General features: G+C 64.0%; 23 protein-coding genes. 10 read left to right on the forward strand and 13 right to left on the reverse strand.

Annotated elements, in window-relative coordinates; genetic code table 11:
* Window positions 1–8: 8 nt before the first annotated feature.
* The 7 genes from NHH88_26420 to ugpQ all read right to left on the reverse strand — a co-directional run bounded on the left by NHH88_26420 (window position 9) and on the right by ugpQ (window position 8,205).
* The gene (locus tag NHH88_26420; GenBank protein USX13161.1) at window positions 9–239 is read right to left on the reverse strand and encodes a hypothetical protein; all 231 of its coding nucleotides are present in this window, start codon (window positions 237–239) and stop codon (window positions 9–11) included.
* 222 nt (window positions 240–461) lie between these two features.
* A complete protein-coding gene (locus NHH88_26425; protein USX13162.1) occupies window positions 462–2,252 on the reverse strand; it encodes an acyl-CoA dehydrogenase in 1,791 nt (596 codons plus the stop codon).
* Window positions 2,253–2,327: 75 nt separating this feature from the next.
* Entirely contained in the window at window positions 2,328–3,260 is a 933-nt protein-coding gene (locus tag NHH88_26430; protein USX13163.1) for an FAD-binding protein, read from the reverse strand.
* Window positions 3,261–3,345: 85 nt separating this feature from the next.
* Complete coding sequence (locus NHH88_26435) at window positions 3,346–4,095, reverse strand: electron transfer flavoprotein subunit beta/FixA family protein (protein USX13164.1); 750 nt, start codon at window positions 4,093–4,095, stop codon at window positions 3,346–3,348.
* 185 nt (window positions 4,096–4,280) lie between these two features.
* Window positions 4,281–4,508 (reverse strand): sulfurtransferase TusA family protein, encoded by a 228-nt coding sequence (locus tag NHH88_26440; protein ID USX17442.1) that lies wholly within the window; start codon window positions 4,506–4,508, stop codon window positions 4,281–4,283.
* 246 nt (window positions 4,509–4,754) lie between these two features.
* Window positions 4,755–7,373, reverse strand: a complete 2,619-nt coding sequence (alaS, locus tag NHH88_26445) for an alanine--tRNA ligase (GenBank protein ID USX13165.1) — start codon at window positions 7,371–7,373, stop codon at window positions 4,755–4,757.
* Between the two features lie 79 nt (window positions 7,374–7,452).
* Complete coding sequence (ugpQ, locus tag NHH88_26450; protein ID USX13166.1) at window positions 7,453–8,205, reverse strand: glycerophosphodiester phosphodiesterase; 753 nt, start codon at window positions 8,203–8,205, stop codon at window positions 7,453–7,455.
* Window positions 8,206–8,320: 115 nt separating this feature from the next.
* Here ugpQ and NHH88_26455 point away from each other — a divergent pair, with 115 nt between their 5' ends.
* Window positions 8,321–9,556 carry a CoA transferase gene (locus tag NHH88_26455; GenBank protein ID USX13167.1) on the forward strand — a complete coding sequence of 412 codons (1,236 nt, stop codon included), beginning with the start codon at window positions 8,321–8,323 and terminating at the stop codon, window positions 9,554–9,556.
* Window positions 9,557–9,558: 2 nt separating this feature from the next.
* Complete coding sequence (locus tag NHH88_26460) at window positions 9,559–10,011, forward strand: GNAT family N-acetyltransferase (protein ID USX13168.1); 453 nt, start codon at window positions 9,559–9,561, stop codon at window positions 10,009–10,011.
* Between the two features lie 141 nt (window positions 10,012–10,152).
* Here NHH88_26460 and NHH88_26465 read toward each other — a convergent pair whose 3' ends face one another.
* A complete protein-coding gene (locus NHH88_26465; protein ID USX13169.1) occupies window positions 10,153–10,482 on the reverse strand; it encodes a hypothetical protein in 330 nt (109 codons plus the stop codon).
* Window positions 10,483–10,693: 211 nt separating this feature from the next.
* Here NHH88_26465 and NHH88_26470 point away from each other — a divergent pair, with 211 nt between their 5' ends.
* The 4 genes from NHH88_26470 to NHH88_26485 all read left to right on the forward strand — a co-directional run bounded on the left by NHH88_26470 (window position 10,694) and on the right by NHH88_26485 (window position 15,306).
* Complete coding sequence (locus NHH88_26470; GenBank protein USX13170.1) at window positions 10,694–13,930, forward strand: EAL domain-containing protein; 3,237 nt, start codon at window positions 10,694–10,696, stop codon at window positions 13,928–13,930.
* A gap of 39 nt (window positions 13,931–13,969) precedes the next feature.
* Window positions 13,970–14,260, forward strand: coding sequence for a CopG family ribbon-helix-helix protein (locus tag NHH88_26475; protein ID USX13171.1), 291 nt, complete (start codon window positions 13,970–13,972; stop codon window positions 14,258–14,260).
* Window positions 14,248–14,544: a type II toxin-antitoxin system RelE/ParE family toxin gene (locus tag NHH88_26480; protein USX13172.1), complete on the forward strand. Its 297-nt coding sequence runs from the start codon at window positions 14,248–14,250 to the stop codon at window positions 14,542–14,544. Before NHH88_26475 ends, NHH88_26480 begins: the two co-directional genes overlap by 13 nt.
* A 375-nt stretch (window positions 14,545–14,919) precedes the next feature.
* Window positions 14,920–15,306, forward strand: a complete 387-nt coding sequence (locus tag NHH88_26485) for a hypothetical protein (protein USX13173.1) — start codon at window positions 14,920–14,922, stop codon at window positions 15,304–15,306.
* On the opposite strand, the gene NHH88_26490 is transcribed toward NHH88_26485, so the two are convergent.
* Window positions 15,307–16,566: an MFS transporter gene (locus NHH88_26490; protein USX13174.1), complete on the reverse strand. Its 1,260-nt coding sequence runs from the start codon at window positions 16,564–16,566 to the stop codon at window positions 15,307–15,309.
* Between the two features lie 119 nt (window positions 16,567–16,685).
* Between NHH88_26490 and NHH88_26495 the strand changes: the two genes are divergently transcribed.
* The 3 genes from NHH88_26495 (at window position 16,686) to NHH88_26505 (ending at window position 19,759) form a co-directional block, all read left to right on the forward strand.
* A complete protein-coding gene (locus tag NHH88_26495) occupies window positions 16,686–17,579 on the forward strand; it encodes a LysR family transcriptional regulator (GenBank protein USX13175.1) in 894 nt (297 codons plus the stop codon).
* A 121-nt stretch (window positions 17,580–17,700) separates the two neighbouring features.
* Window positions 17,701–18,285 (forward strand): LysE family translocator, encoded by a 585-nt coding sequence (locus NHH88_26500; protein ID USX13176.1) that lies wholly within the window; start codon window positions 17,701–17,703, stop codon window positions 18,283–18,285.
* Window positions 18,286–18,295: 10 nt separating this feature from the next.
* Window positions 18,296–19,759: a PLP-dependent aminotransferase family protein gene (locus NHH88_26505; protein ID USX13177.1), complete on the forward strand. Its 1,464-nt coding sequence runs from the start codon at window positions 18,296–18,298 to the stop codon at window positions 19,757–19,759.
* A 3-nt stretch (window positions 19,760–19,762) separates the two neighbouring features.
* Here the strand turns inward: NHH88_26505 and NHH88_26510 are convergent, their stop codons facing one another.
* From NHH88_26510 to NHH88_26525, 4 genes are all read right to left on the reverse strand, one after another.
* Window positions 19,763–20,635 carry a hypothetical protein gene (locus NHH88_26510; protein USX13178.1) on the reverse strand — a complete coding sequence of 291 codons (873 nt, stop codon included), beginning with the start codon at window positions 20,633–20,635 and terminating at the stop codon, window positions 19,763–19,765.
* Window positions 20,636–20,661: 26 nt separating this feature from the next.
* Entirely contained in the window at window positions 20,662–21,441 is a 780-nt protein-coding gene (locus NHH88_26515) for a hypothetical protein (protein USX13179.1), read from the reverse strand.
* A 3-nt stretch (window positions 21,442–21,444) separates the two neighbouring features.
* Window positions 21,445–21,942 (reverse strand): hypothetical protein, encoded by a 498-nt coding sequence (locus NHH88_26520; protein USX13180.1) that lies wholly within the window; start codon window positions 21,940–21,942, stop codon window positions 21,445–21,447.
* 99 nt (window positions 21,943–22,041) lie between these two features.
* Window positions 22,042–22,335: a J domain-containing protein gene (locus NHH88_26525; GenBank protein ID USX13181.1), complete on the reverse strand. Its 294-nt coding sequence runs from the start codon at window positions 22,333–22,335 to the stop codon at window positions 22,042–22,044.
* 166 nt (window positions 22,336–22,501) lie between these two features.
* Here NHH88_26525 and NHH88_26530 point away from each other — a divergent pair, with 166 nt between their 5' ends.
* Window positions 22,502–24,268 (forward strand): glutamine--tRNA ligase/YqeY domain fusion protein, encoded by a 1,767-nt coding sequence (locus NHH88_26530; protein USX13182.1) that lies wholly within the window; start codon window positions 22,502–22,504, stop codon window positions 24,266–24,268.
* Window positions 24,269–24,304 lie beyond the last annotated feature (36 nt).

The following is a 24,304-nucleotide window of genomic DNA, read 5'->3' on the forward strand; positions in this document are numbered from 1 at the left end:
CTAGTCCATCAATGAAGGCGGAATTCGACCAGTGGTGAAATGGCCGCTTCGGCCTCGCGTACCGAGCGGGCTGATGGACGCGCGCCGGCGGCCACGGCCCAGGCCAGGACCCAGTGGCCGGCCGTGATTTCCTCGGCCGCGGTTTTTGCTTGCAGCATGCGAAGGGCAGCCTCGTTCATGCGTTGCACGGCATAGGCTTTGCGGGTATTTTTGATGGGGGCGATAACGATGGATTTCATGGCAAACCTCACTGTGAACATCCTCGTTTTACGCAACGCGCACGAAAATGGATTCAATTCCAGTGAAGAGACCGTTGCCACGGTTCCACGTAGGGCGGATTAGGCGGAACGCCGTAATCGGCCATGGATGAGTCGTTAGCGGCGCATCCATGGCCGATTACGCTGCGCTAATCCGCCCTACGTGTCTCAACGTCAAATTTGACGTCAACGAATGATGCGAGCTTAGAACTGGTCCTCGCTCAACGCCAGCACGCCGGCGCTGCCGTCGATGATCGCGGTGCGCAAGCCCGACGATTGCGACAGGATGTGGTCGGCGAAGAAGCGCGCGGTGGCGATCTTGGCTTTGTAGAAGCCGGCGTCGCCGTCGTTGGCGTCCAGCTTCTGCTGCGCGATCACCGCTGCACGCGCCATCTGCCAACCACCCAGCACGATGCCGGCCAGCTTCAGGTACAGCACGCTGCCCGAGAACACGCCCTTGATGTCGCTCTTCATGTTGGCGACGACATACTCCACCACCGCCTCCAGATCCTTGCTGCCAGCCGACAGCTGCGCCAGGATCGCCTTGAAGTCGGCCGAACCACCTGCGGCCAGCTCCGCTTCCGTCGCGCGCACCTGGGCGATGATGCCCTTGGCGACAGCGCCGCCGTCGCGCACGGTCTTGCGGCCGACCAGATCGTTGGCCTGGATCGCCGTCGTGCCCTCGTAGATCGTCAAGATCTTCGCATCGCGATAGTGCTGCGCCGCGCCGGTTTCTTCGATGAAGCCCATGCCGCCATGAACCTGCACGCCATCGCGCGCGACGTCCTGCGACATCTCGGTCGACCAGCCCTTGATGATCGGCACCAGATACTCGTACACCGCCAGATTGGCCTTGCGCGTTTCCGCGTCGGCATGGCTGTGGGCGACATCGCTGATGCCCGCGCCGACGTAGGCCAGCGCGCGCGCCGCCTCGGTCTGCGAACGCATGTTCATCAACATGCGGCGCACGTCCGGATGATGGATGATCGCCACCGGACCGGCCGAGCCGGCCAGGTCGCGCGACTGAACGCGGTCCTTGGCGAACGCCACCGCCTTTTGATACGCGCGCTCGGCCAGGCCGATTCCCTGCAGGCCGACACCGAAACGCGCCGCGTTCATCATGATGAACATGTATTCCAGGCCGCGATTCTCCTCGCCGACCAGGGTACCGATTGCGCCGCCGTGGTCGCCGAATTGCAGCACGGCGGTCGGGCTGGCCTTGATGCCCAGCTTGTGTTCGAGCGAGACGCAATGGGCGTCGTTGCGCGCACCGATCGAGCCGTCCGCGTTGACCATAAACTTCGGCACGATGAACAGCGAGATACCCTTGACGCCAGCCGGCGCATCCGGCGTGCGCGCCAGCACCAGGTGGACGATGTTCTCGGAAAAATCGTGCTCGCCGTAGGTGATGAAGATCTTGGTGCCGAACACCTTGTAGGTGCCGTCGCCCTGCGGCACGGCGCGGGTGCGCACGGCGGCCAGGTCGGAGCCGGCTTGCGGTTCGGTCAGGTTCATGGTGCCGGTCCATTTGCCCGACACCAGGTTTTCCAGATAGATGGCTTTCTGTTCGTCGCTGCCGGCCGTCAGCAGCGCTTCGATCGCGCCATCCGACAGCAATGGGCACAGCGCGAACGAGATGCTGCCCGCGTTGAGCATTTCGATGCACGGCGTCGCCAACAGCTTGGGCAAGCCCTGGCCGCCGAACTCCACCGGATGCTGCACACCCTGCCAGCCGGCCTCGCCGAACGCCTTGAAGGCCTCCTTGAAGCCCTTGGACGTGGTCACCTGGCCATCGTGCCAATAGCTCGGCTCCTTGTCGCTCGGATGGTTCAACGGCGCGATGACGTTGCTGACGAATTTCGCGTTTTCCTCCAGGATGGCTTCGGCCGTGTCCGGGGTCGCGTCTTCGTTGCCCGGCAGCGCGTTGACGCCGGCCAGGTCCGCCAGTTCGTTCATGACGAACAGCATGTCTTTCAGGGGTGCTTGATAGGGCATCTTATGTCTCCAAGAAAAAAGCCACGGCAATCCGGCGGTGCCGGATCAGCGTGGCTCGGGTGCGCTCAGGCTGTATTAGCCCAGTTCTGCGACCAGTTGCGGCACGATTTCGAACAGATCGCCAACGATGCCGTAGTCGGCCACGGAGAAGATCGGTGCTTCCGGATCTTTATTGATCGCGACGATGGTCTTCGAATCCTTCATGCCGGCCAAGTGCTGGATCGCGCCGGAAATACCGACGGCGATGTACAGGGTCGGCGCGACGATCTTGCCGGTCTGGCCCACTTGCCAGTCGTTCGGCACATAGCCGGCGTCGACCGCTGCGCGCGAGGCGCCCATGGCGGCGTTCAGCTTGTCGGCCAACGGCTCCAGGATCTTGAAGGCGTCGCCCGAACCCATGCCGCGGCCACCGGAAACGATGACTTTGGCGGCGGTCAGTTCCGGACGGTCCGACTTGGCCAGCTCGCGGCCGACAAAGCTCGACTTGCCCGAATCGCCGACGGCGGTGACGGTCTCGGTCGCGGCCGAACCACCGGTGGCGGCGGCGGCGTCGAAGCCGGTCGAGCGCACGGTGATGACCTTGATCTTGTCCGACGATTGCACGTAGGCGATGGCGTTACCGGCGTAGATCGGACGTTCGAAGGTGTCGGGCGAATCGACTTTGGTGATTTCCGAAATCTGCGCCACGTCCAGCTTGGCGGCCACGCGCGGCAGGATGTTCTTGCCGTAGGCGGTGGCCGGAGCCAGGATGTGGCTGTACGAGCCGGCCAGCGCCAGCACCTGCTCGGCGACGTTCTCGGCCAGGCCGTCGGCGAAGTGTGCGGCGTCGGCCACGATGACTTTCGACACGCCGGCGATTTGCGCGGCTGCTGCGGCTGCGGCGCCGGCGTTGGAACCTGCGACCAGCACGTGCACGTCGCCGCCGCACTGGGCGGCTGCGGTCACGGTGTGGAGGGTGCTGCCCTTCAGGCTGGCGTTGTCGTGTTCTGCGATGACTAATGCGACCATGATTGTTCCTTTGTTTAACCCCGGTAAGGCGGGGTCGTACCCCGAGGGGTACGACCCCAGGTTTGGCCTGGGGTTGAAAATGTTTTTAGATGACTTTGGCTTCGGTGCGCAGTTTTGCGACCAGGGTGGCGACGTCCGGGACCTTGATGCCGGCCGAGCGCTTGGCAGGCTCGACGACTTTCAGGGTTTTCAGGCGCGGGGTCACATCGACGCCCAGGTCTTCCGGCTTGGTCACGTCCAGCGGCTTTTTCTTCGCCTTCATGATGTTCGGCAGGGTCACATAGCGCGGCTCGTTCAGGCGCAGGTCGGTGGTGACGATCGCCGGCAGGGTCAGCGCCAGGGTTTCCAGGCCGCCGTCCACTTCGCGGGTGACGGTCACTTTGCCGTCTTCCAGCACCACTTTCGACGCGAACGTCGCTTGCGGCCAACCCAGCAGGGCCGCCAGCATCTGGCCGGTCTGGTTGGAGTCGTCGTCGATCGCCTGCTTGCCCAGGATGATCAGCTGCGGCTGTTCCTTGTCGGCCAGCGCTTTGAGCAGCTTGGCGACGGCCAGCGGCTCGAGCTCGACCGAAGTCTCGACCAGGATGCCGCGATCAGCACCGATCGCCATGCCGGTACGCAGGGTTTCCTGGCACTGGGTCACGCCGCACGACACCGCCACCACTTCGGTGACCTTGCCGGCTTCCTTCAGGCGCATCGCCTCTTCCAGCGCGATTTCATCGAAAGGGTTCATCGACATTTTGACGTTGGCGATATCGACGCCAGTGCCGTCGGACTTGACGCGAACCTTGACGTTATAGTCGACCACGCGTTTGACGGGTACCAAGACTTTCATAGCTGTGCCTTTGGGAAAATGTATAAATGTTCGGGACTAAATGTGGGCTAGATTATATGAGAAATCCACCGCGCACAAGAAATTAAAGCACGATCGTGCGATTTTTCGCTAGTAGGAACCGTCTAAAAATCAGTTTTCCTAGACGGTGGCTCTACAGGGAAGAATGCAACGGGGATGGTTGGCGCTTATTTGCGCTGCATCAAAAAGACGAACTCGCGTCCGGTTTGAACATGGGACAGCAGCGCGTTGCCGGTTTGTTTGGCGAACGCCTGGAAGTCGCGCACAGAACCGGGGTCGGTTGCCATAATACGCAGCACTTCGCCGCTTTGCAGCTCGGACAAGGCTTTTTTAGCCTTAAGAATCGGCAGCGGGCAATTTAAGCCGCGCGCGTCGAGTTCTTTATGGAATTCCATGATTTCGTTTTCAAGTATCGTGTCGGTCATCAAGAACCCGCTGGTTTGTTAAGCACTTTCGCAATACTACTCCAATTTGGGAAGCTTGACGCGCTGCACCAAAATAGTTCATTGCGCGTTGCAAGTTCGCAACGGGAACTTGCGATTTTACAATAAGTCTGCTTAAACAACAGCGGCCCGCGCTTGACACGCGGGCCGCTCAGGTGGTGCATTAGCGCCGTGGTTGCAGGCTGATAGCTACCGCGCTTATTTCGAAGCGCGCTCGCCCACCCACGCCGCCACACCGGCCAGCGCCGCCGGCAAGCCGCTCGGATCGGTACCGCCGGCCTGCGCCATATCGGGGCGACCGCCGCCTTTTCCGCCCACTTGTTGTGCAACGAAGTTCACCAGCTCGCCGGCCTTGACCTTGGAGGTGGCGTCCGCCGTCACGCCGGCGATCAGGCTGACCTTGCCGTCGGCGACGCTCGCCAGCACGATGGCGGCCGTCTTCAGCTTGTCCTTGAGCTTATCCATGGTCTCGCGCAGGCGGGCCACGTCGGCGCCGTCCAGCGTTGCCGCCAGCACCTTGATGCCGTTGACGTCCACCGCTTGCGTGACCAGCTCGTCGCCCTGCCCCGAAGCCAGTTTCGACTTCAGCGCGGCCAGTTCCTTCTCCAGCGCCTTGACGTGGTCCTGCACCTGGCCGATACGCGCGGTCAGTTCTTCAGGATTCGATTTCAGCGCGGCCGCCGCTTCCAGCAGGCGGCGGTTCATCGACTGCACCAGCGCCAGCGCGCCCTCGCCGGTCACCGCTTCGACGCGGCGGATACCGGCGGCGACGCCGCTTTCCGAGATGATCTTGAACAGGCCGATATCGCCGGTGCGCTGCACGTGGACGCCGCCGCACAGCTCTTTCGAGGTGCCGATGTCGAGCACGCGCACTTCGTCGCCGTACTTCTCGCCGAACAGCGCCATCGCGCCATGCTTGACGGCGTCGTCGAACGACATGTGCTGCGCCTTGGTCGCGTGGTTTTCCAGGATCTCTTTATTGACCTTGGCTTCCACTTCGGCGATCTGCTCGGCCGTCAGCGGCGCGTTGTGGCTGAAGTCGAAACGGGTCTTGTCCGCGTCGACCAGCGAGCCCTTTTGCGCCACGTGGCCGCCCAGCACTTCGCGCAGGGCTTTGTGCATCAGGTGGGTCGCCGAGTGGTTGCGGATGGTGCGCGCGCGCTTGCCCTGGTCGACGTCGGCGCTGGCCGCGTCGCCCACTTTGAGCGAACCGGCGGCCAGGGTGCCGTGGTGACCGAACACGTCGGCCTGGATTTTGAGCGTGTCGTCGACGTTGAACGCTGCGGTGCCGGCGCTGATGACACCTTGGTCACCGACCTGGCCGCCCGATTCGGCGTAGAACGGCGTGGTGTCCAGCACCACGATGCCCGACTGGCCGGCCGTCAGTTCCTGCACCGAGGTGCCGCCCGCGTACAGCGCGACGATCTTGGCGGTGGCGTGGCTCAGGTTGTCGTAACCGACGAACTTGTTTTTCTCGCCCGAGTATTCGACCTTGCTGTCCTTGATGGACTTGCCGCCTTTGCGCGACAGTTCCTGGCTTTCCTTCAGGGCGGCGTCATAGCCTTCCTGGTCGAAGCTGATGTTGCGTTCGCGGCAGATGTCGGCCGTCAGGTCCGGTGGGAAGCCGTAGGTTTCGTACAGGGTGAAGGCGGTGGCGCCGTCGATGCCGGTGCTGTCCTTGGCCAGCTGGGCTTCCAGCACTTTCATGCCGGTTTCCAGCGTTTCGCCGAAGCGTTCTTCCTCGGCCTTCAACATTTGCGCGACGCGGTCCTTGGCTTCTTCCAGCTCCGGATAAGCGCCGCCCATCTCGATCGCCAGGTCGGCCACCAGCTTGTAGAAGAACGGCTTGGTCTGGCCCAGCTTGTGGCCGTGGCGCAGCGCGCGGCGGATGATGCGGCGCAGAACGTAGGCGCGGCCTTCGCTGCCCGGAATCACGCCGTCGACGATCATGAACGCCGAAGCGCGGATGTGGTCGGCGATCACGCGCAGCGACTTGTTTTCCAGGTCGGTGGCGCCGGTTTCGCGCGCGGCGGCCTTGATCAGCGCCTGGAACAGGTCGATCTCGTAGTTCGAATGCACGTGCTGCAGCACGGCGGCCAGGCGCTCCATGCCCATGCCGGTATCGACGCACGGCTTCGGCAGTTTGTGCATCACGCCCGCTTCGTCGCGGTTGAACTGCATGAACACCAGGTTCCAGATTTCGATGAAGCGGTCGCCGTCCTCGTCCGGCGAGCCTGGCGGGCCGCCCGGAATATCGGCGCCGTGGTCGTAGAAGATCTCGGTGCACGGGCCGCATGGGCCGGTGTCAGCCATCTGCCAGAAGTTATCCGAAGCGTAACGCGAACCCTTGTTGTCGCCGATGCGGATGATGCGCTCTTTCGGCACGCCCACTTCGTTGGCCCAGATATCGTAGGCCTCGTCGTCTTCCATGTAGACGGTGACGGTCAACTTGTCCGCCGGCAGGCCATAGACCTTGGTCAGCAATTCCCAGGCGAAGTTGATGGCGTCGCGCTTGAAATAGTCGCCGAAGCTGAAGTTGCCCAGCATTTCGAAGAAGGTGTGGTGACGGGCCGTGTAGCCGACGTTTTCCAGATCGTTGTGCTTGCCGCCGGCGCGCACGCAGCGCTGCACGGAGGTGGCGCGGGTGTACGGACGGCTATCGGTGCCGGTGAACACGTCCTTGAATTGCACCATGCCGCTGTTGGTCAGCAGCAAGGTCGGGTCGTTGCCAGGTACCAGGGAGCTGGAACGGACAATCGAATGACCCTTGGATTCAAAAAACTTGAGGAATTTCTCGCGGATTTCAGTTGATTTCATGTCGTGAGCAGGGTAGCTGGCAAATGCAAAGGGTTGATTATATATGACCCCGCCAGGGGAAGGGTTGCCAGGCTGGCTGTCAGGCAAACGTTGGCCCGATCAAATCGATGCGGTCGGTGCAAAAGCCGTCCACGCCCCAGGACAGGATCTCCCTGCCCCGCTCGGGGTCGTTGACGGTGTAGCAAAACAAGCCATAACCGGCGGCCTTGATCGCCCGCGCCAGCTCGGCGGTCAAATGCTTGTGGTTGGTGTGGATGGCGACCGCGCCCAATTCCCGCGCCTGCGCCTGCCAGTCGTCGGGAATCCGGTCCAGCAGGTAGCCGCGCGGCAAGTCCGGGGCGGCGTCGCGGGCGGCCGCCAAGGCGTCGAAGCTGAACGACGACAACAAGGGGACGGCGGCCGGGTCGCCTGCGGCGATCTCGTCGGCGTAGCTGTCGCGGGTCACCCTGGCCACCCAGCGGCCCGTTTCCACTTCAAAACCGTCGGCCGGCTTGATTTCCACGTTCATCCAGATGCGCTGGGCCTGGCAGTAGTCGATGAACTGCGTGTAGTACGGCACCGGTTCGTCCTTGAACTGCTGGCCGAACCAGGCGCCCGCGTCCATCGAGGCCAGGTCGACGGCGTCCGTCTCCGGCACGCTGCCCCGCCCGGCCACCGTGCGGCCGAAGTCGGCGTCGTGCATCACCATGCCGATGCCGTCGCGCGACAGCATCACGTCGAACTCGACGGCATGGAAGCCGTAGGCCAGGCCGGCGCGCAGGCCGGCGACGGTGTTTTCCGGCGCCAGCGTCCCGCCGCCGCGATGTGCAACAATTTTAGGATACGGCCACATAGCTCTGCCTCCAGCGGAAAATATTTGTTATAAAACCAACTCCCACCCTATCACGAATGCTGCGCAGACACTACACTGGCGGCCTGATAGGATTACTCAAAAGGTTAGACATATCATGACAGCTCAAAAAGCGTTAAGCCACATCCGCGTGCTCGATCTGAGCCGGGTATTGGCCGGACCGTGGTGCTCGCAGAATCTGGCCGACCTGGGCGCCGACGTCATCAAGATCGAACGTCCCGGCGCCGGCGACGACACGCGCGCCTGGGGTCCGCCCTACGCCAGGGACGCCGACGGCAACGACACCACCGAGGCCGCCTACTACCTGGCCGCCAACCGCGGCAAGCGCTCGGTGACGATGGACATCGCCAGCGCCGAGGGCCAGGCGCTGCTGCGCGAGCTGGTCAAGCATTGCGACGTGGTGCTGGAGAACTACAAGGTCGGCCAGCTCAAACGCTACGGCCTCGATTACGACTCGCTCCAGGCGATCAAGCCGGACCTGGTCTATTGCTCGGTGACCGGTTTCGGCCAGGACGGCCCGTACGCGCACCGCGCCGGCTACGACTTCCTGATCCAGGGCATGGGCGGGCTGATGTCGGTGACCGGCGAGCGCGACGACCTGCCCGGCGGCGGCCCGCAAAAAGCCGGCGTTGCGCTGACCGACCTGATGACCGGCATGTACGCCACCATCGCCATCCTCGCCGCGCTGACCCAGCGCGACCGCGACGGCGGCGGCCAGTACATCGACATGGCGCTGCTCGACGTGCAGGTGGCGATGCTGGCCAACATGGGCAGCAACTACCTGAACAGCGGCAAGCCGCCCAAGCGCTGGGGCAACGCGCATCCGAACATCGTGCCGTATCAAACCTTCGCCTGCTCGGACGGCTACATCATCGTCGCCACCGGCAACGACGGCCAGTATCAAAAGTTTGTCGAAGTGGGCGGGCGCGGCGACCTGGCCTTCCACGAGCGCTACGCCACCAATCCGCTGCGCGTGAAAAACCGCGACGAGCTGGTGCCGCTGCTGGCCGCCATGGTGCTGGCGCACAGCCGCGATTTCTGGATCGATAAACTGGAAGCGGTCGGCGTGCCCTGCGGCCCGATCAACAACCTCGACGATGTCTATAAAAATCCGCAGGTGCTGGCGCGCGAACTGGTGATGGAAGTGCCGCACCCGACCGCCGGTAGGGTCAAGCTGGTGCGCAGCCCGATGCGCATGTCCGGCGCGCCGGCCGACGACGCGTCGACCCTGCCACCGCCGCTGCTGGGCCAGCACACCGACGAGGTGCTGCGCGATTTGCTCGGCCACAGCGACGCTGACATCACCACCTTGCGCAACAAAGGAGTTCTTTAAGCATGAGCAGTAACGTCACTTTGGAAGAAATTACCGGTCACAACTTCGAAGCCTTCATGGAGATGGAGCTGCCCGACCACCAGCGCGATTTCATCGCCAGCAATGCCTTCTCGATCGCGCAGGCCAAGTTCTACGCCGATTACATCCCGCGCGGCATCTACTGCGACGGCGAGCCGGCCGGCTTCCTGCTGTACGACCGCCAGTCGAACGACAATCCGGGCGAGTATGGCATCTACCGCTTCATGGTGGATTTCCCCCGCCAGGGCAAAGGCATCGGCCGACGCGCGATGGCACTGCTGCTCGACGAGCTCAAGGCCAAGCCGGACGTCAAGCTGATCACGATCTGCTACAAGCCTGGCAACGTCGCCGCGCGCACGTTCTACCAAAGCTTCGGCTTCGAGGAAACCGGCCTCGACGAGATCGGCGAGATGATCGCGGTGATACGGGTAGCCTGAAAAAACCGTGTAGACACGTAGGGCGGATTAGCGCAGCGTAATCGGCCATTCCTGCGCCGCCGACGGCACATGCATGGCCGATTACGCCTTCGGCTAATCCGCCCTACGTGGAACACGGCGGTTCGTGCGCCCCGGGCCTCTTCACATCAACGCATCCCGCTTCAACTCCATGATCTGGCTGTGCATGTACGTGACCGAGCCCTTCATCTGCGCGGACAACTGCGGAATGTTGACGCACACCCGCTTGGCGCGCTCGGCCATCAACTCCATATCGCGGATCAATTTGTGGATGCGCTGGGCGTCCTGCGACAGCAAGACTTCGCGCGCCGTGTCCGACAGCCGGTCCACGCGCTGGATACTGTCGCGCAGCTCGCTCGGAAGATTGGGCTCGGCGGAACTCGCCTGCGCCGCCTGCCCTATCGCTTGCTCTAGTAAATGAAACCGGTACCCGATGTCGTTCGTTTGCAGCATGGTAACTCCTCCCCTGTAGGATCAGGCACAGGCGTGCCAGTGCAGATTCGACCCTCGGGCATACCGCCAGTTGCAGGCCCCGCGACCGCTCATTGACGCAGGTCAGAGCGCCATCGAAATCACCACCCTAGCCGGATGAGCCAGCTGTGCTACGCACGCCCGGCCGCATCTGTTAGTATTAATTAACAAAGCCCGCCCCTCCAGAACGGACATGGACAGTCACCAGTATTCCGCACACCTCCGCGACACCGAACCCCAGCCGTTGGAGCATTTTTTCGCCGACAGTCCCTACTTCGCTTTTTCGATCGACGAGGCTGGCGACCTGCTGTGGTTCAACGACCACACCCGCTCGGCGCTAGGCCCCATCGCCGACGAGGCGCCGGCCGCTTCGCTATACGCGACCTGGTCGGTGCCCATGCTCAAGGACGAGGCGCTGCCGACGGCGCGCGCGCGCGGCTACTGGCGCGGCGAACTGGAGCTGGTCGGCGCCGGCGGCGTGCCGCACATGGTCACGCAGACGGTGGAATGGCGCCGCGCCACGCCGCAGCAACCGGGCCACTACCTGTGCCTGTCGTACCCGCTCGACGACTACGACGTGTTCGAGTCGCGGCTGCGCTTCAAGCACCTGTTCGAAGCCCATCCGCAACCGATGTGGGTGTATGACTTGCAAACGCTACAGTTCCTGGTCGTCAACGCCGCCGCCGTGGCCCACTACGGCTACACGGAGGCCGAATTCCTGCAGATGACGATCAAGGACATCCGCCCGCCCGAACAGCTCGAACGTCTCGCGCGCAACCTGGCCGCCGCGCCCGGCAAAGGGGCCGAGCGCGCCGGCAGCTGGACCCACATCAAGCGCGACGGCAGCCATATCGAAGTGGAGATCTCGTCGCATTCGGTGACCATCGCCGGCCATCCATCGCGCTTCGTCGTCGTCCACGACGTCACCGAACAATTGCAGATGGCGGCGGAACTGCACGCCTCGCGCGAGCTGAAAAACCTGGTCATCAACCAGATCCCGCACCAGATTTTCTGGAAGGGACTCGACGGCAACTATCTCGGCGGCAACGAAGTGTTCGCGCGCGCCGCCGGACTCGCTAGTACGACGCAAGTGTCCGGCAAGCGCGACGAGCAAATGCCGTGGGCGCACAACGCCGAGGCCATCCGTGCCGAGGATGCCGCCATCGTCGCCAGCGGCCGGCCGCAGCTGGACTACCAGGACCACATGACCTTGGCCGATGGCTCGGTGCACTGGTTCCTGATCAGCAAGCTGCCGTTCCACGACCAGTACGGCAACATCATCGGCGTGCTGGGCATGATCGAGGACATCACCGAGCGCAAACAGAACGAGATGATGCTGCAATTGCGCGGCCGCGCGCTCGACGCCAGCGTCAACGCCATCGTCATCACCGCCCACGGCCCGGACGGCGACCTGATCGAGTACGCCAACCCGGCCTTCGCCCGCCTGTTCGGCCACAGCGACGCGGACGCCAACGGCCGGCGCCTGGAACTGATGCTCGGCCACGACCAGCACAGCGACGACGGCGAGGCGCTGCGCGCGGCACTGCAATCGCGCCAGGAGGTGACGTTGCTGATGGGCGCGCAGCATCGCGACGGCATGCCGCTGTGGACCCAGCTGCACCTGGCGCCGGTGCACACCGGCGCGGAGATCACCCACCACGTCTGCGTGCTCACCGACCTGACCGAAACCATCAACTACCAGGAACAGCTGGAGCACCAGGCCAGCCACGACGCGCTGACCGGCCTGCCCAACCGCGCCCTGTTCGGCGACCGCATGGCGCAGGCCATCAGCTACGCCCAACGCTACGGCCACGGCGTGTGGGTCGCGTTCATCGACCTCGACAACTTCAAGCTGGTCAACGACAGCGAAGGCCACCAGGCCGGCGACGAGCTGCTGTGCACCATCGGCGCGCGCCTGAGCGCCTGCCTCGACACGAGCGACACCGTCGCCCGGCTCGGCGGCGACGAATTCCTGCTGCTGATGCCGGACGCCGACGGCCGCGCCATGTCCATCCTGCTCGAGCGCGTGCTCGACGCCGTCAGCGCGCCGGTCGCGCTGGGCAAGCAATTGTTCACGGTCACCTGCAGCATCGGCGTCAGCGTCTACCCCAACGATGGCGCCGAGCCGCAGCAACTGCTCAAGCACGCCGACATCGCCATGTACCGCGCCAAGGAGGCCGGCCGCAACCAGATCCAGTTCTACGAGGCGGCCATGCACACCCGCATCGCCGAGCGCACGATGATCGAGGCCGAGCTGCGCCACGCGCTGCCGCGCAACGAGCTCAGTTTGCAGTACCAGCCCAAGGTCGATTTGCGCAGCGGCGCCGTGGTGGGCATGGAGGCGCTGCTGCGCTGGCGCCATCCGACGATGGGCATGGTGTCGCCGGCGCGCTTCATCGGCGTGGCCGAGGAGACCGGCATGATCGTGGCGATCGGCCGCTGGGTGCTGCGCGCCGCCTGCGCGCAGAACAAGGCCTGGCAAGCGGCCGGGCTAACGCCGTTGCGGGTGGCCGTCAACCTGTCGGCGCGCCAGTTCCGCGATCCGGCGCTGACCGGCGAGATCCTGGCGGCCCTGTCGGACAGCGGCCTGGAGGCGCAATACCTGGAGCTGGAGCTGACCGAGAGCCTGATGATGCACAACGTCGGCGAGGCGGTGGCGGTGGTCGAGCAGCTCAAGCGGCTCGGCATTGCGCTGTCGATCGACGACTTCGGCACCGGCTATTCGAGCCTGGCCTACCTGAAGCAATTCCCGGTCGACTACCTGAAGATCGACCAGTCGTTCACGCGCGAGATGCTGACCGAGCCGAAGGTGGCCGCGATCGTGCGCTCGGTGCTGGCGCTCGGCCATAGCCTTGGGTTCAAGGTGATTGCCGAGGGCGTCGAAACCGAGGCGCAACTGGCCTACCTGCGGCGCCATGGCTGCGACGAGATGCAGGGTTACTTCTTCAGCCGGCCGCTGCTGCCGGGCGACTTCGCCGAGCTGCTGCGGCAGGAGCGCGCCCTGGCGCCGCAGCTGAGCGCGGTGCAGCGCCAACAACAAACCTTGCTGCTGCTGGACGACGAATCGTCGATCCGCTCGTCGCTGAAAAGGCTGTTCCGCGTCGACGGCTACCATATCCTCAGCGCCGAGACGGCCGAGCAGGCATTCGACATGCTGGCCATGAACGAGGTGCAGGTGGTCATCAGCGACCAGCGCATGCCGGGCATGAACGGCACCGAGTTCCTCAGCCGGGTCAAGAACATGTACCCGGGCACGATACGCATCATCCTGTCCGGCTACGCCGATCTGGAATCGGTGCTCAACGCCATCAACCGGGGCGAGATCTACCGCTTCTACACCAAGCCGTGGGACGACCAGACCTTGCGCGACAACATACAGGAAGCCTTCGAATACCACCGGCTGCTGCATGCCGATTTGGGAAAGGTATGATAAGGTATTACTTATCACTAACGCACAGGGAGCGCTCTTATGGCCGCTGCTATTGCCCGCCCAATGTCGGTCAAGCTTGACCCGGATACCCGCGCCCGTCTTGAACACCTGGCGCAATCGCGCCGCAGGACTCCGCACTGGATGTTGCGCGAGGCCATCGCACAGTATGTCGAGCGTGAGGAAAAGCGCGAAACATTCAAACAAGATACGTTAAAGGCGTGGGAGGAGTATCAAACCGCCGGGTTGCATGTCACCGCCGACCAGGCCGACGCCTGGCTGGCGCAGCTGGCCGATGGAAACGACATCGATCCGCCTGAATGTCACGACTGATCTGGTCGCCGCGCGCGTTGCGTGACGTCCAGCGACGTTATCGTTTTCTGGCGGGTAACAATCCGGGCGCCGCGACGCGCGCCGTGCACGCCATCAGACACGGCGTCACGATGCTTGGGCATCGTCCAGAAATTGGGCGGCCGGTTGAGGACATGGAGGAAGCGTTCAGGGAATGGTCAATTGATTTTGGCGACAGTGGCTATGTAGCGCGCTACCGAGTCGAACCCGATACCGATACCGTCGTAATCTTGGCGGTACGTCATCAGAAAGAAGCGGGCCAGTAAACGCTGCATCGCCGTGCGCGAAGCGCGGGATTAGACCATCGGGATCGCGCGGCGATACTTGCGATTGAGTTGCAATTAAGATAAATCGCAGTCTACGGCACGGCTACAATGCCGACCATGACATTACACCGCCAAGACCGTTGGCCTGGCTTGCTGATGACCGGCGTGGCGCACGTCGCGGCCCTTTATTTCCTCTTGCAAAGCCAGCTTATGACGGATACGCCTCGCGCGCCGCGCGACGCGATTCAATGGCTGCTGCCTTGGCCGAAAGTGGAAGCTCAGAGTGTGGCGCCACCGCAGGCGCCCCGCGTCAAAAGGCAACCCGCCGCGCACCGACGAATTTCGCCAAGTGCCGAACCCGAGCCGGCAGCGCCAATGGCGGTGAGCGCGGGCGCACCAGCGCCAGCTCCCTACGATCCCTTCGCACCAACACCGGCCGGGCCACAGCCGCCCAACACCGACAGCATGCTGGCGCAGGCCAAGCGCGACGCCGGCAAGATCGACAAGGAGTTGCGCAAGACCTTCCCCATCGCCGAACCGCTGCCGCCGCCCGACAGCAAACAGGCCAGGCTGCAACGCGGGTTCGACGCCGCCCGCGAGGCGGTGCCGCCGAAGTGGTATCAGGGTGCCAGAATGGTGGAACTCAGCACGCCGGACGGCGAAAACAAGACCCGTACCTACAAGATCATCACCGCCCTGCTGACCTACTGCATTAACATCTATCCGGACGGCAGGAAGAGCTACACCGAGTGTCCGCGTTGATTATTTTTCCGCCGCGCCCAGCGGCGCCAGACGCCGCAGGCGTAGCGCCACCGCCATCGCCAGCAACAGCGCCAGGCCCAACACCACCACCACGCCGGGCCAGCCGTCGCGGCCCCACATGACGCCGGTGGCCGAACCGATCACGCTCGAACCAAGGTAATAGAAGAACAGGTACAGCGCCGACGCCAGCGCCTTGCCGGTGGTCGCGCGCCGTCCGACCCAGCTGCTGGCGACCGAGTGCGTGGCGAAGAAACCGTAGGTGAACAGGGCCACGCCGGCCACGATCAACGGCAGCCAGTTGGACAAGGTCAGCAACAAGCCGACGATCATGATGGCCATCACCGCCCACAGCACATGGCGGCGGCCGAAGCGGTCGGCCAGGCGCCCGGCCCAGACCGAGCTGTAGATCCCCAGCAGATACAGGAACGACACGGCGCCGACCAGGCTATGGTTCAAGCCGAACGGCGCGCCCAGCAGGCGATAGCCGATGTAGTTGTACAGGCTGACGAACGCGCCCATCAGCAGGAAGGCCAGCGCGAACAGCCACGGCATGCCCGGATCGGACAAATGAAGTTTGAAACCGGAGGCCATCGAGCGCACGCCGCCGCCGGAGGGCACGAAATGACGCGAGGCCGGCAGGCTGCGCCAGAATTCCCACGCCGCCAGCACGCCGGCCACCCCGACCGCGCCTATCGCCAGCCGCCACGAAAAATGGTCGCTCAGCACCGACGTGATGACCCGCCCGGCCATGCCGCCGAAGGCGCTGCCGCTGATGTATAGGCCCATCGACAGCCCCAGCGAGGTCGGCTCGATCTCCTCGCCGAGATACGCCATGGCGATGGCCGGCATGCCGCCCAGCGCGACGCCCAGCAACGCGCGCATCGCCAGCAGTTGCGGATAGCTGTGGGCGAAGGCGCTCAGTATCGTCATCAGCGCGGCGATCGCCATCGCCGCCACCATCAGCGGCTTGCGGCCGAGGCGTTCGGACATCGCGCTCGACGCCACCAGCGACAGGGCCAGCGCGGCGGTCGAGACCGACAACACCATGCTGCTCTGCGCGGCGCTCAGGGCGAATTCGTGCGACAGCAAGGGCATCAGCGGCTGCACGCAGTACAGCAGCGCGAAACAGGAAAAGCCGCCGAAGAACATGGCGCGGTTGCTGCGCTTGAATTCCGCGCTGCCGGCGGCGATACGTGCCGTTGGGGCGTACGGTACCGGTGGGATGGGTAGAGAGGATGCCGAAGCTGTGCTTGAAGACATGTTGGTGTTCCGATGCAAAACTCGATGAGGTCATCTTAGGATTGCACTGTACGACTGTCCAATATATATTTAAGGCGTTAGTCATACTTTAAAAAGATAACAAAAAAGGAGCCTCGGCTTTGGAATTACGTCATTTGCGCTACTTCGTCGCCGTCGCCGAGGAGCTGAGCTTTACCCGCGCCGCCGAGCGCCTGCACATCGGCCAGCCGCCGCTGAGCCACCAGATCCAGATGCTGGAAGCCGAAGTGGGCGCTCAGTTACTGGAACGCAGCAAGCGCTGGGTGCGCCTGACGGAAGCGGGAAAACTGTTCCTGGACGATGCGCGCCGCGTGCTGTCGCTGTCGGAGCAGGCGGTGCAGACGGCGCGCCGGGCCGAGCGTGGCGAGGCTGGCGAATTGCGGGTCGGCTTCACGTTTTCGACGCCGCTGACGCCGCTGTTCGCAACCGTCATCAACCGTTACCGCCAGCGCTATCCGGGCGTCACCTTGACCTTGCATGAGCGATCGACCTTGGCGCAGATCAACGCGCTGGCCAGCCGCGAGCTCGATCTGGGGCTGGTGCGGCCGCCGGAGTCGACGCTGCCCGAAGCGGTGATGACAACGGAGTTGCGGCGCGATCCGCTGGTGATGGTGCTGCCGGAGGAGCATCCGTTGGCGGCCAGGGAAACCTTGCGGATCAGCGATCTGGAGGGGCAGCCGCTGGTGATGTATCCGAAGACGGCCGGCACCGGCATCCACCCGCAGATTTTCCGGCTGTGCCGTGCGGCCGGGTTCGAGCCGACCATCGCGATGGAGGCCGGCGAGGCGTCGACGATGGCGGGGCTGGTGGCGGCGGGGTTCGGGATCGCGGTGCTGCCGAGTTCGTTCGACATCATCCGCTTGAGCGGGGTGCTGTACCGGCCGCTGGCCGACAAGGACGCCACCACCGCCCTGCTGCTGGCGCAGCGAAAAGATGAGATATCGCCGCTGGTGGCGGCGTTCAGGGCGATCGCGCTGGAGGCGGCGAAAGCATGACTAGCCGCTGTAGCAGTCGTTCGACTGATACAGCATGTGCTTGTACCTGACCGCTTGTGCCTTGTCCCGCCCGCGCCGCGCTTCTAGACTGGGAGCCTTCTCCACGTTGCGACTCCACACCATGACCGAACTCCTGCCCCTGATGAGCTATTGCTTTGTGATGTCCGCCACGCCCGGGCCGAACAACGTCATGCTGGCCACCACCGGCGCCAACTTCGGCTATCGGGGCGCGCTGCCGGTGATCCTCGGCATCCAGGTCGGCATCTTTGTGCAGACCATGCTCATGTGCGTGGGGCTGGGCAGCGTGTTCATCGCCTACCCGATGGCGCAGCAGGTGTTGCGGATCGCGGGCGCGCTATACCTGATGTTTTTGGCGTGGAAGCTTGCCGGCGCCTCGGTGGCGGGAGCCGGCGCACCGAAGGCCGTATCGTTTGCGCAGGCGGCGCTGTTCCAGGCGCTGAACCCCAAGAGCTGGCTCAAGGCGATCACCATGGCGTCGGTCTTCATGCCTTCGCAGAGCAATATGCTGGCCGGCGCGCTGCTCGTGTCCGTGGTCGGCACCGTGGTGGGCACGCCGTGCAACGCCATGTGGGCGCTGTTTGGCGTCTCGATCCGCAGCGTGTTGAAACCGCCACGCAACCAGCGCCTATTCAATCTGGCGATGGGCGCCATCCTGCTGGTCCTCGCCGTGACGTTTTTACGCTAGACTTCCACCCATGTTCGCCATCGACCGCTCCTCGCCCATCGCCCTGTCCAGGCAGATCGAGGCCGCATTGCGCCAGCAGATCGCGCAACGCGTCCTGCCTGGCGGGACCAGGCTGCCGTCGATCCGCCAGCTCGCCATGCAGCTGGCGGTCAGCACGAACACCGTGGTGGTGGCTTACGACAGACTGGTGGCAGCGGGCGTCATCGATACGCACGGCACGGCGGGCTTCTTCGTCTGCGCACCAACCGACGCCAGCCGCGCCGTTCCCGACGAGGTGGCGCTGGAAGCGGGCCAGGAGCAGGAGCCGGTCTGGCTGATCCAGCAAGTGAACGACCAGCGGCCGGGCGTGCTGCTGGCCAGCAGCGGCGCCCTGCCCCCCACCTGGCTGCAGGATGCGCTGCCGGCCGCCGCCGTGCAACGCGGCCTGGCGCGGAGCGCGGCTGGCATGGCCTCGCGTTGTCCGCCCCAAGGGCTGGCCGAGCTGCGCGAGCAGATCGCCCTGCTGTTGCGCGGCATCGGCATCGCTGCGGACGCCAGCCACATCCTCACCACGTTCGGGGCCACCCATGCAATCGATCTGATCTGCCGCACGTTTCTACAGCCCGGCGATACGGTGCTGGTGGAAGATCCCGGATATTTCCTGATGTTCGGCAGGCTGCGCCAGGACGGCGCGCGCCTGGTGCCCATCAAGCGCCGCCCCGACGGCCTCGACCTGGACGAACTGGAAGCCGCCTGTCGCGCGCACCGTCCGCGCCTGCTGTTCGTGCAGACGGCTTTGCACAATCCCACCGGGTGGAGCAGCAGCGCCGCCAACCTGCACAAGGTGCTGATCATGGCGCAGCAGTATGGCTTTCTGATCGCCGAGGACGACGTGCACGGCCATTTCCAGCAGGGTCACAGCACGCGGCTGGCTTCGCTGGCCGAACTGGACGGCGTGATCTACTACTCCAGCCTGTGCAAGGCGCTCAGCCCGGCCTTGCGCATGGGCTACCTGGCCGCCGCGCCCGCCCTGCTCAAGCCACTGATGCGCACCAAGATCCACGCCATCATGACCTTGCCCGCGCTGAACGAATACATTCTGCTGGAAGTGCTCAAGGCCGGCAACCTGCGCAAGCACCTGGAGCGGCTGCAACGCAAGATCATGGTGGCGCGCAACGCCAGCGCGCTGCAACTGAACGCGGCAGGCGTAGTGTTCGAGCAGCCCGGCGACGCCGGCATTTTCCTGTGGGGCTCCATCCCCGAGGGGGTGGACGTGGACTTGCTGGTGCAGGATGCCTACCGCAACAAGATCCTGCTGATGCGCGGCGCGGCGTTCTCGGCCAACGACACGCCCGACCAGCATATCCGCTTCAACGTCGCCTTCAGCCAGCATCCCCGCGTGAGCGCCTATCTCGAAGAACGCCTGCGCGCGGTGGCGGACGCGCGCTCAAGCCTGGCGCGCGCCAGCCTTTGCCAGGTCAAGCCGGGCCGGTAAAAATCATGAGTAGTCGGCGTCCAATTCGGAGCCGGCATAGTTCTCCAACTCGGCGAACAAGGTCTTCATCGCGGTGCGGCCCTTGATATGCTGAATCACGGTACAGGTCTGGCGATAACTCTCGATCCGGTCCAACAACACCGGATGATGCTGCACCGGCACCTTGGCCACCAGCGCCGCCCAACCTTCCTCGTAATCGGGCTTGTTCTTGCGCACCGATTTGACGAACCGCTCGAACTCTTTCTGCCCGGTGCGCGCCACCACCCTGCCCCCGCCCTCGATCGCGAAGATGATCGCCAGCGCGATCACGCCCTCGGCATTCAAATCCGTATCGCTGACCGGGCCCTCGGTGTTGTGGCGGCGCAGCCAACCCGCCAGGCGCACGATCGCCTGCACTTCCTTGCGCTGCTTCAGCATGACCGAATACCGATCCCCGCCGTTCCAGTTCTGGTTCGGGTCGGTCTGGCACAGCTCGATGAACAGATCGCGCAAGCGCCGCGCCGAATACACCGGATCGGTATCGTACTCGCCGACCAGGGTATCCTCCGGCAAGGCCGACAATTCCTTGATCATGCGGAAGCCGATCTGGAACGCGTGCTCGGCACCGTGCTCGATCAGGTAGTCGAGCGCCGCCAGATCCGTGTCGTTCGGGATCACGTGGTCGAGCCCCAGCGACACGCCGCCCACCGTCAGCTGCAGCGCCTTCTGGATGCCCTCGGCGGTGCGGTCGTTGGTGAACTTCTCGGCCACCATCGCCGTGATGCCGGTCAACTCGTCGGCCAGCGCATAGGCGGCCTCGTCATCGGGATGGGTCGCCAGTTGCTGGATCGCCCGCGTCAGGCGCGGCAAATTCTCTACTACTAGTGCTGGCAGCATCGCTTCGGTATCCTTCGAAGATTCCATCAAGAGAAGATGCCGGTGCCGACGCTGCGGCGCGACCCCGCCTTGGCGCTGCGCGTCGACGGTACCTGCTTGCGCAAGCGGTACAGCAATTCCTTGGTCGAACGCTGCAGGAAGGTCGGTTCGTCGTCCGGGTCGTCGCTGAACTCGGCGTCGGCCAGGTCGGCGCTGTGGCGGAACTCGGGGAACAGCTCGAACAGCGAGCGGTCCCAGCCGTCCTCCGACGCTTGCGCCAAGGCGATCGCCAGCGGCACGACGTCGTTGTCGGACGAGGTCTGGCCGGTCAGATATGGCCCCTTGGCGATGATCTCGCCGGCCACCTCCAGGATTTCCTTCGGCGCCATCGAGAACAGGATGGCGAAGATGGTGGCGCCGTGGTCGGTCGCCGACGCGGCCTGCAGCAGCTCGCTGCGGCGCTCCTCGTCGTCGGTCGAGAACACCACGCCGTGCACGTGCGCGAACAGCGATTCGGCGATGCGCTCCGGGTCGTCCTCGATCAGGTCGTCCTGCCAGGTCGCGGCGAAGAAGGCCAGGCTGTCGGCCCAGGCCTTGGGCGGCACCAGCAGGGTCGCCAGCGACATCTTGCCGCCGTCGAAACCGGCCATGTGCAGCGCCGTCACTTGCGGCGGGATGTTGCTCAATACTTCCACCACCGCCAGGTCGCCGAACTGGTCGGCCGCTTCGGCGAAGGCTAGTTCGGCGTGGCCCAGCGAGCCGGCCAGCACCAGTTCGGTCACTTGCTTGCTCAGCGCGGGCAGATTGCTTTTGTTTTCGTCGGACATGGTTTAATCCTCCTTGTCGAACATTTGGGCGAAGTCGTCGGTCGCGTTGTCTTCATCCTCGATATCGTCGCCGTCGTCGTTGGCCGACAGTTGTTCCAGCGATTGGTCGTCGTCGTCCCACTTGCGCGGATGCTTGAACAGGAAGGCGGTGATGATGGCCTGGCGCGCCAGTTCCGGCAGGTTTTCTTGCAGCGCCGCGTACATCTGTTGCGCCGCCTCGCCTTTGCACGAGGCCATCGCGAAGACGCGGGCCGGGTCGCCGAACTCGTAGTCCTGGGCTTCGGCCAGCAGGCCTTTGGGGTCGCTGAACTCGATGTGGTCGACCAGGGCGAAGGCCAGCATGTTGACATCCTCGATGCCGCCGCCGCTGGCGTACTCGGACACCAGCGCGTCGATCATGCGCTGGTAGTTCTTGCGGTCGGGCGGATCGCCCAGAATGCCTTCGATCTGGCCTTCCAGTTCGCGCGATTGATAGGCGAATTCGGGGTGTACTTTTCTCATTGCTTGCTTTCGTTTTTCTTGCTGTCTATATATTTGAGCCGCTGGCGGCGCTTGGCGGATTACGGCGTGCCGCCTAATCCGCCCTACGTGTTTCCGTGGTCACGCTGGCGGCAGGACGGTGCCGTGCAGATTGAACACCGAGCGCCATAACTGGTACGCTTCGGCTTCCGAATCGATGATGATGCGGTGGTTGACGCTTTGGTTGTATTCCTCGCGCTTGACCGGGTCCGACAGGATCTCGTAGGCTTTGGTGATGCTTTTGAAGCGCGCCTCGGCGCCGGGCGCCTGGTTGCGGTCCGGGTGGAAGCGCATCGCCAGCGAACGGTATATCTTTTTGATCTCGTCTTCGGTGGCGTTGGGCGCGATCCCCAGCGTGTTGTAGTGATTTTCCATTTTGGAAACTCCGCGGCCATGTGCCGAAACAATTAAAGGCGAATTATACCCGTCGCACCAGCAGCTATCCCGGCCGGGCCGCCGCGTCGCAGCATTTCCCCTCAGCCCACGGAGGGGATACGGTAAAATGCCCTTTACACGAACTCTTGCAAAGCCCACTTTTCAGATGAGCAACGAAAAAAACAGCCCCGCACCCGCCCTGCCTTCGAATTTCCTGCGCGCGATCGTGGAACACGATCTGGCCGCCGGCGCCCATGTGCGCGAAGGCATGCCCAGCGTCATCACCCGCTTCCCGCCGGAGCCGAACGGCTACCTGCACATCGGCCACGCCAAGTCGATTTGCGTCAACTTCGGCCTGGCGCGCGACTACCAGGGCCGCTGCAACCTGCGCTTCGACGACACCAACCCGGCCAAGGAAGAGCAGGAATACGTCGACACCATTATCGACAGCGTCAAGTGGCTGGGGTTCAACTACGACTACCCGACACCGGACGGCGGCGTCGAGCACCACCTGCACTACGCCAGCGACTACTTCGACCAGCTGTACGCGATGGCCGAGTACCTGATCGGCAAGGGCTACGCCTACGTGGACAGCCAGTCGGCCGAGGATATGGCGGCCAATCGCGGCAATTTCAACACGCCGGGCAAGAATTCGCCGTTCCGCGACCGTCCGCGCGAGGAATCGCTGAAGATCTTCCGCGACATGAAAGCCGGCAAATACGCCGACGGCGAGCACATCCTGCGCGCCAAGATCAGCGAGGACGCGATGTCCTCGCCGAACATGAACATGCGCGACCCGGCCATCTACCGCATCCGCCACGCGCACCACGTGCGCACCGGCGACGCCTGGTGCATCTACCCGATGTACGACTACACGCATCCGATCTCGGACGCGCTGGAAAACATCACCCATTCGCTGTGCACGCTGGAATTCCAGGATCACCGCCCGTTCTACGACTGGCTGCTGGAAACCCTGGCCGAGGGCGGCTTCTTCACCTTGCCGCTGCCGCGCCAGTACGAGTTCTCGCGCCTGAACCTGACGTACGTGGTCACCAGCAAGCGCAAGCTGCGCCAGCTGGTCGAGGACGGCATCGTCAGCGGCTGGGACGATCCGCGCATGCCGACCATCGTCGGCCTGCGCCGGCGCGGCTACACGCCGGAGGCGATCCAGCTGTTCTGCGAGCGCATCGGCGTGACCAAGTCCGACGGTTGGATCGACATGAGCACCCTGGAAGGCTGCCTGCGCGAGGATCTCGATCCGAAGGCGCCGCGCGCCACCGCCGTGCTGCGTCCGCTCAAGCTGATCATCGACAACTATCCCGAAGGCCAGAGCGAGGAATGCACGTCGCCGGTCCACCCGCACCACCCGGAAATGGGCGTGCGCACCTTCCCGATCACGCGCGAGCTGTGGATCGAGGAAGAGGACTTCATGGAAGTGCCGAGCAAGGGCTATTTCCGCTACTACCCGCCGATCGACGACAAGCCGGGCAGCCGCGTGCGCCTGCGCCACGGTTACGTGACCGAGTGCACCGGGTTCGACAAGGATGAAAACGGCAAAGTCGTCGCCGTCCACGTCAATTACTTCCCGGACTCCAAATCGGGCACCCCTGGTTCGGACAACTACAAGGTCAAGGGCAACATCCACTGGGTGTCCGCCGCCACCGCGCTGCAGGCCGAGGTGCGCCTGTTCGACCGCCTGTTCACCGACGCCCAGCCGGACGCCGGCGGCAAGGAATTCCTGTCGCTGCTCAATCCGAACGCCAAGGAAGTGGTCACCGCCTATCTGGAGCCGGGCATGAGCGCCGCCCAGGCGGACCAGCGCTTCCAGTTTGAGCGGCACGGCTACTTCGTCGCCGACCGCGTCGACTCGAGCGCCGGCAAACCGGTGTTCAACCGCATCGTGACGCTAAAAGACAGCTTCGTCGCCAAATAAGGCGTTTAGCCTCCATGAAACCGGTGCACCCCGCGA

The sequence above is a fragment of the Oxalobacteraceae bacterium OTU3CAMAD1 genome, from assembly GCA_024123915.1.
Taxonomy (GTDB): Bacteria; Pseudomonadota; Gammaproteobacteria; order Burkholderiales; family Burkholderiaceae_D; genus Rugamonas.

What these genes read in the sequence shown, in the direction of transcription:
- NHH88_26420 (USX13161.1), bottom strand. Translation starts at nt 239, where the DNA reads ATGAAATCCATCGTTATCGCCCCCATCAAAAATACCCGCAAAGCCTAT.
- NHH88_26425 (USX13162.1), bottom strand. Translation starts at nt 2,252, where the DNA reads ATGCCCTATCAAGCACCCCTGAAAGACATGCTGTTCGTCATGAACGAA.
- NHH88_26430 (USX13163.1), bottom strand. Translation starts at nt 3,260, where the DNA reads ATGGTCGCATTAGTCATCGCAGAACACGACAACGCCAGCCTGAAGGGC.
- NHH88_26435 (USX13164.1), bottom strand. Translation starts at nt 4,095, where the DNA reads ATGAAAGTCTTGGTACCCGTCAAACGCGTGGTCGACTATAACGTCAAG.
- NHH88_26440 (USX17442.1), bottom strand. Translation starts at nt 4,508, where the DNA reads ATGGAATTCCATAAAGAACTCGACGCGCGCGGCTTAAATTGCCCGCTG.
- alaS (USX13165.1), bottom strand. Translation starts at nt 7,373, where the DNA reads ATGAAATCAACTGAAATCCGCGAGAAATTCCTCAAGTTTTTTGAATCC.
- ugpQ (USX13166.1), bottom strand. Translation starts at nt 8,205, where the DNA reads ATGTGGCCGTATCCTAAAATTGTTGCACATCGCGGCGGCGGGACGCTG.
- NHH88_26455 (USX13167.1), top strand. Translation starts at nt 8,321, where the DNA reads ATGACAGCTCAAAAAGCGTTAAGCCACATCCGCGTGCTCGATCTGAGC.
- NHH88_26460 (USX13168.1), top strand. Translation starts at nt 9,559, where the DNA reads ATGAGCAGTAACGTCACTTTGGAAGAAATTACCGGTCACAACTTCGAA.
- NHH88_26465 (USX13169.1), bottom strand. Translation starts at nt 10,482, where the DNA reads ATGCTGCAAACGAACGACATCGGGTACCGGTTTCATTTACTAGAGCAA.
- NHH88_26470 (USX13170.1), top strand. Translation starts at nt 10,694, where the DNA reads ATGGACAGTCACCAGTATTCCGCACACCTCCGCGACACCGAACCCCAG.
- NHH88_26475 (USX13171.1), top strand. Translation starts at nt 13,970, where the DNA reads ATGGCCGCTGCTATTGCCCGCCCAATGTCGGTCAAGCTTGACCCGGAT.
- NHH88_26480 (USX13172.1), top strand. Translation starts at nt 14,248, where the DNA reads ATGTCACGACTGATCTGGTCGCCGCGCGCGTTGCGTGACGTCCAGCGA.
- NHH88_26485 (USX13173.1), top strand. Translation starts at nt 14,920, where the DNA reads ATGGCGGTGAGCGCGGGCGCACCAGCGCCAGCTCCCTACGATCCCTTC.
- NHH88_26490 (USX13174.1), bottom strand. Translation starts at nt 16,566, where the DNA reads ATGTCTTCAAGCACAGCTTCGGCATCCTCTCTACCCATCCCACCGGTA.
- NHH88_26500 (USX13176.1), top strand. Translation starts at nt 17,701, where the DNA reads ATGACCGAACTCCTGCCCCTGATGAGCTATTGCTTTGTGATGTCCGCC.
- NHH88_26505 (USX13177.1), top strand. Translation starts at nt 18,296, where the DNA reads ATGTTCGCCATCGACCGCTCCTCGCCCATCGCCCTGTCCAGGCAGATC.
- NHH88_26510 (USX13178.1), bottom strand. Translation starts at nt 20,635, where the DNA reads ATGCTGCCAGCACTAGTAGTAGAGAATTTGCCGCGCCTGACGCGGGCG.
- NHH88_26515 (USX13179.1), bottom strand. Translation starts at nt 21,441, where the DNA reads ATGTCCGACGAAAACAAAAGCAATCTGCCCGCGCTGAGCAAGCAAGTG.
- NHH88_26520 (USX13180.1), bottom strand. Translation starts at nt 21,942, where the DNA reads ATGAGAAAAGTACACCCCGAATTCGCCTATCAATCGCGCGAACTGGAA.
- NHH88_26525 (USX13181.1), bottom strand. Translation starts at nt 22,335, where the DNA reads ATGGAAAATCACTACAACACGCTGGGGATCGCGCCCAACGCCACCGAA.
- NHH88_26530 (USX13182.1), top strand. Translation starts at nt 22,502, where the DNA reads ATGAGCAACGAAAAAAACAGCCCCGCACCCGCCCTGCCTTCGAATTTC.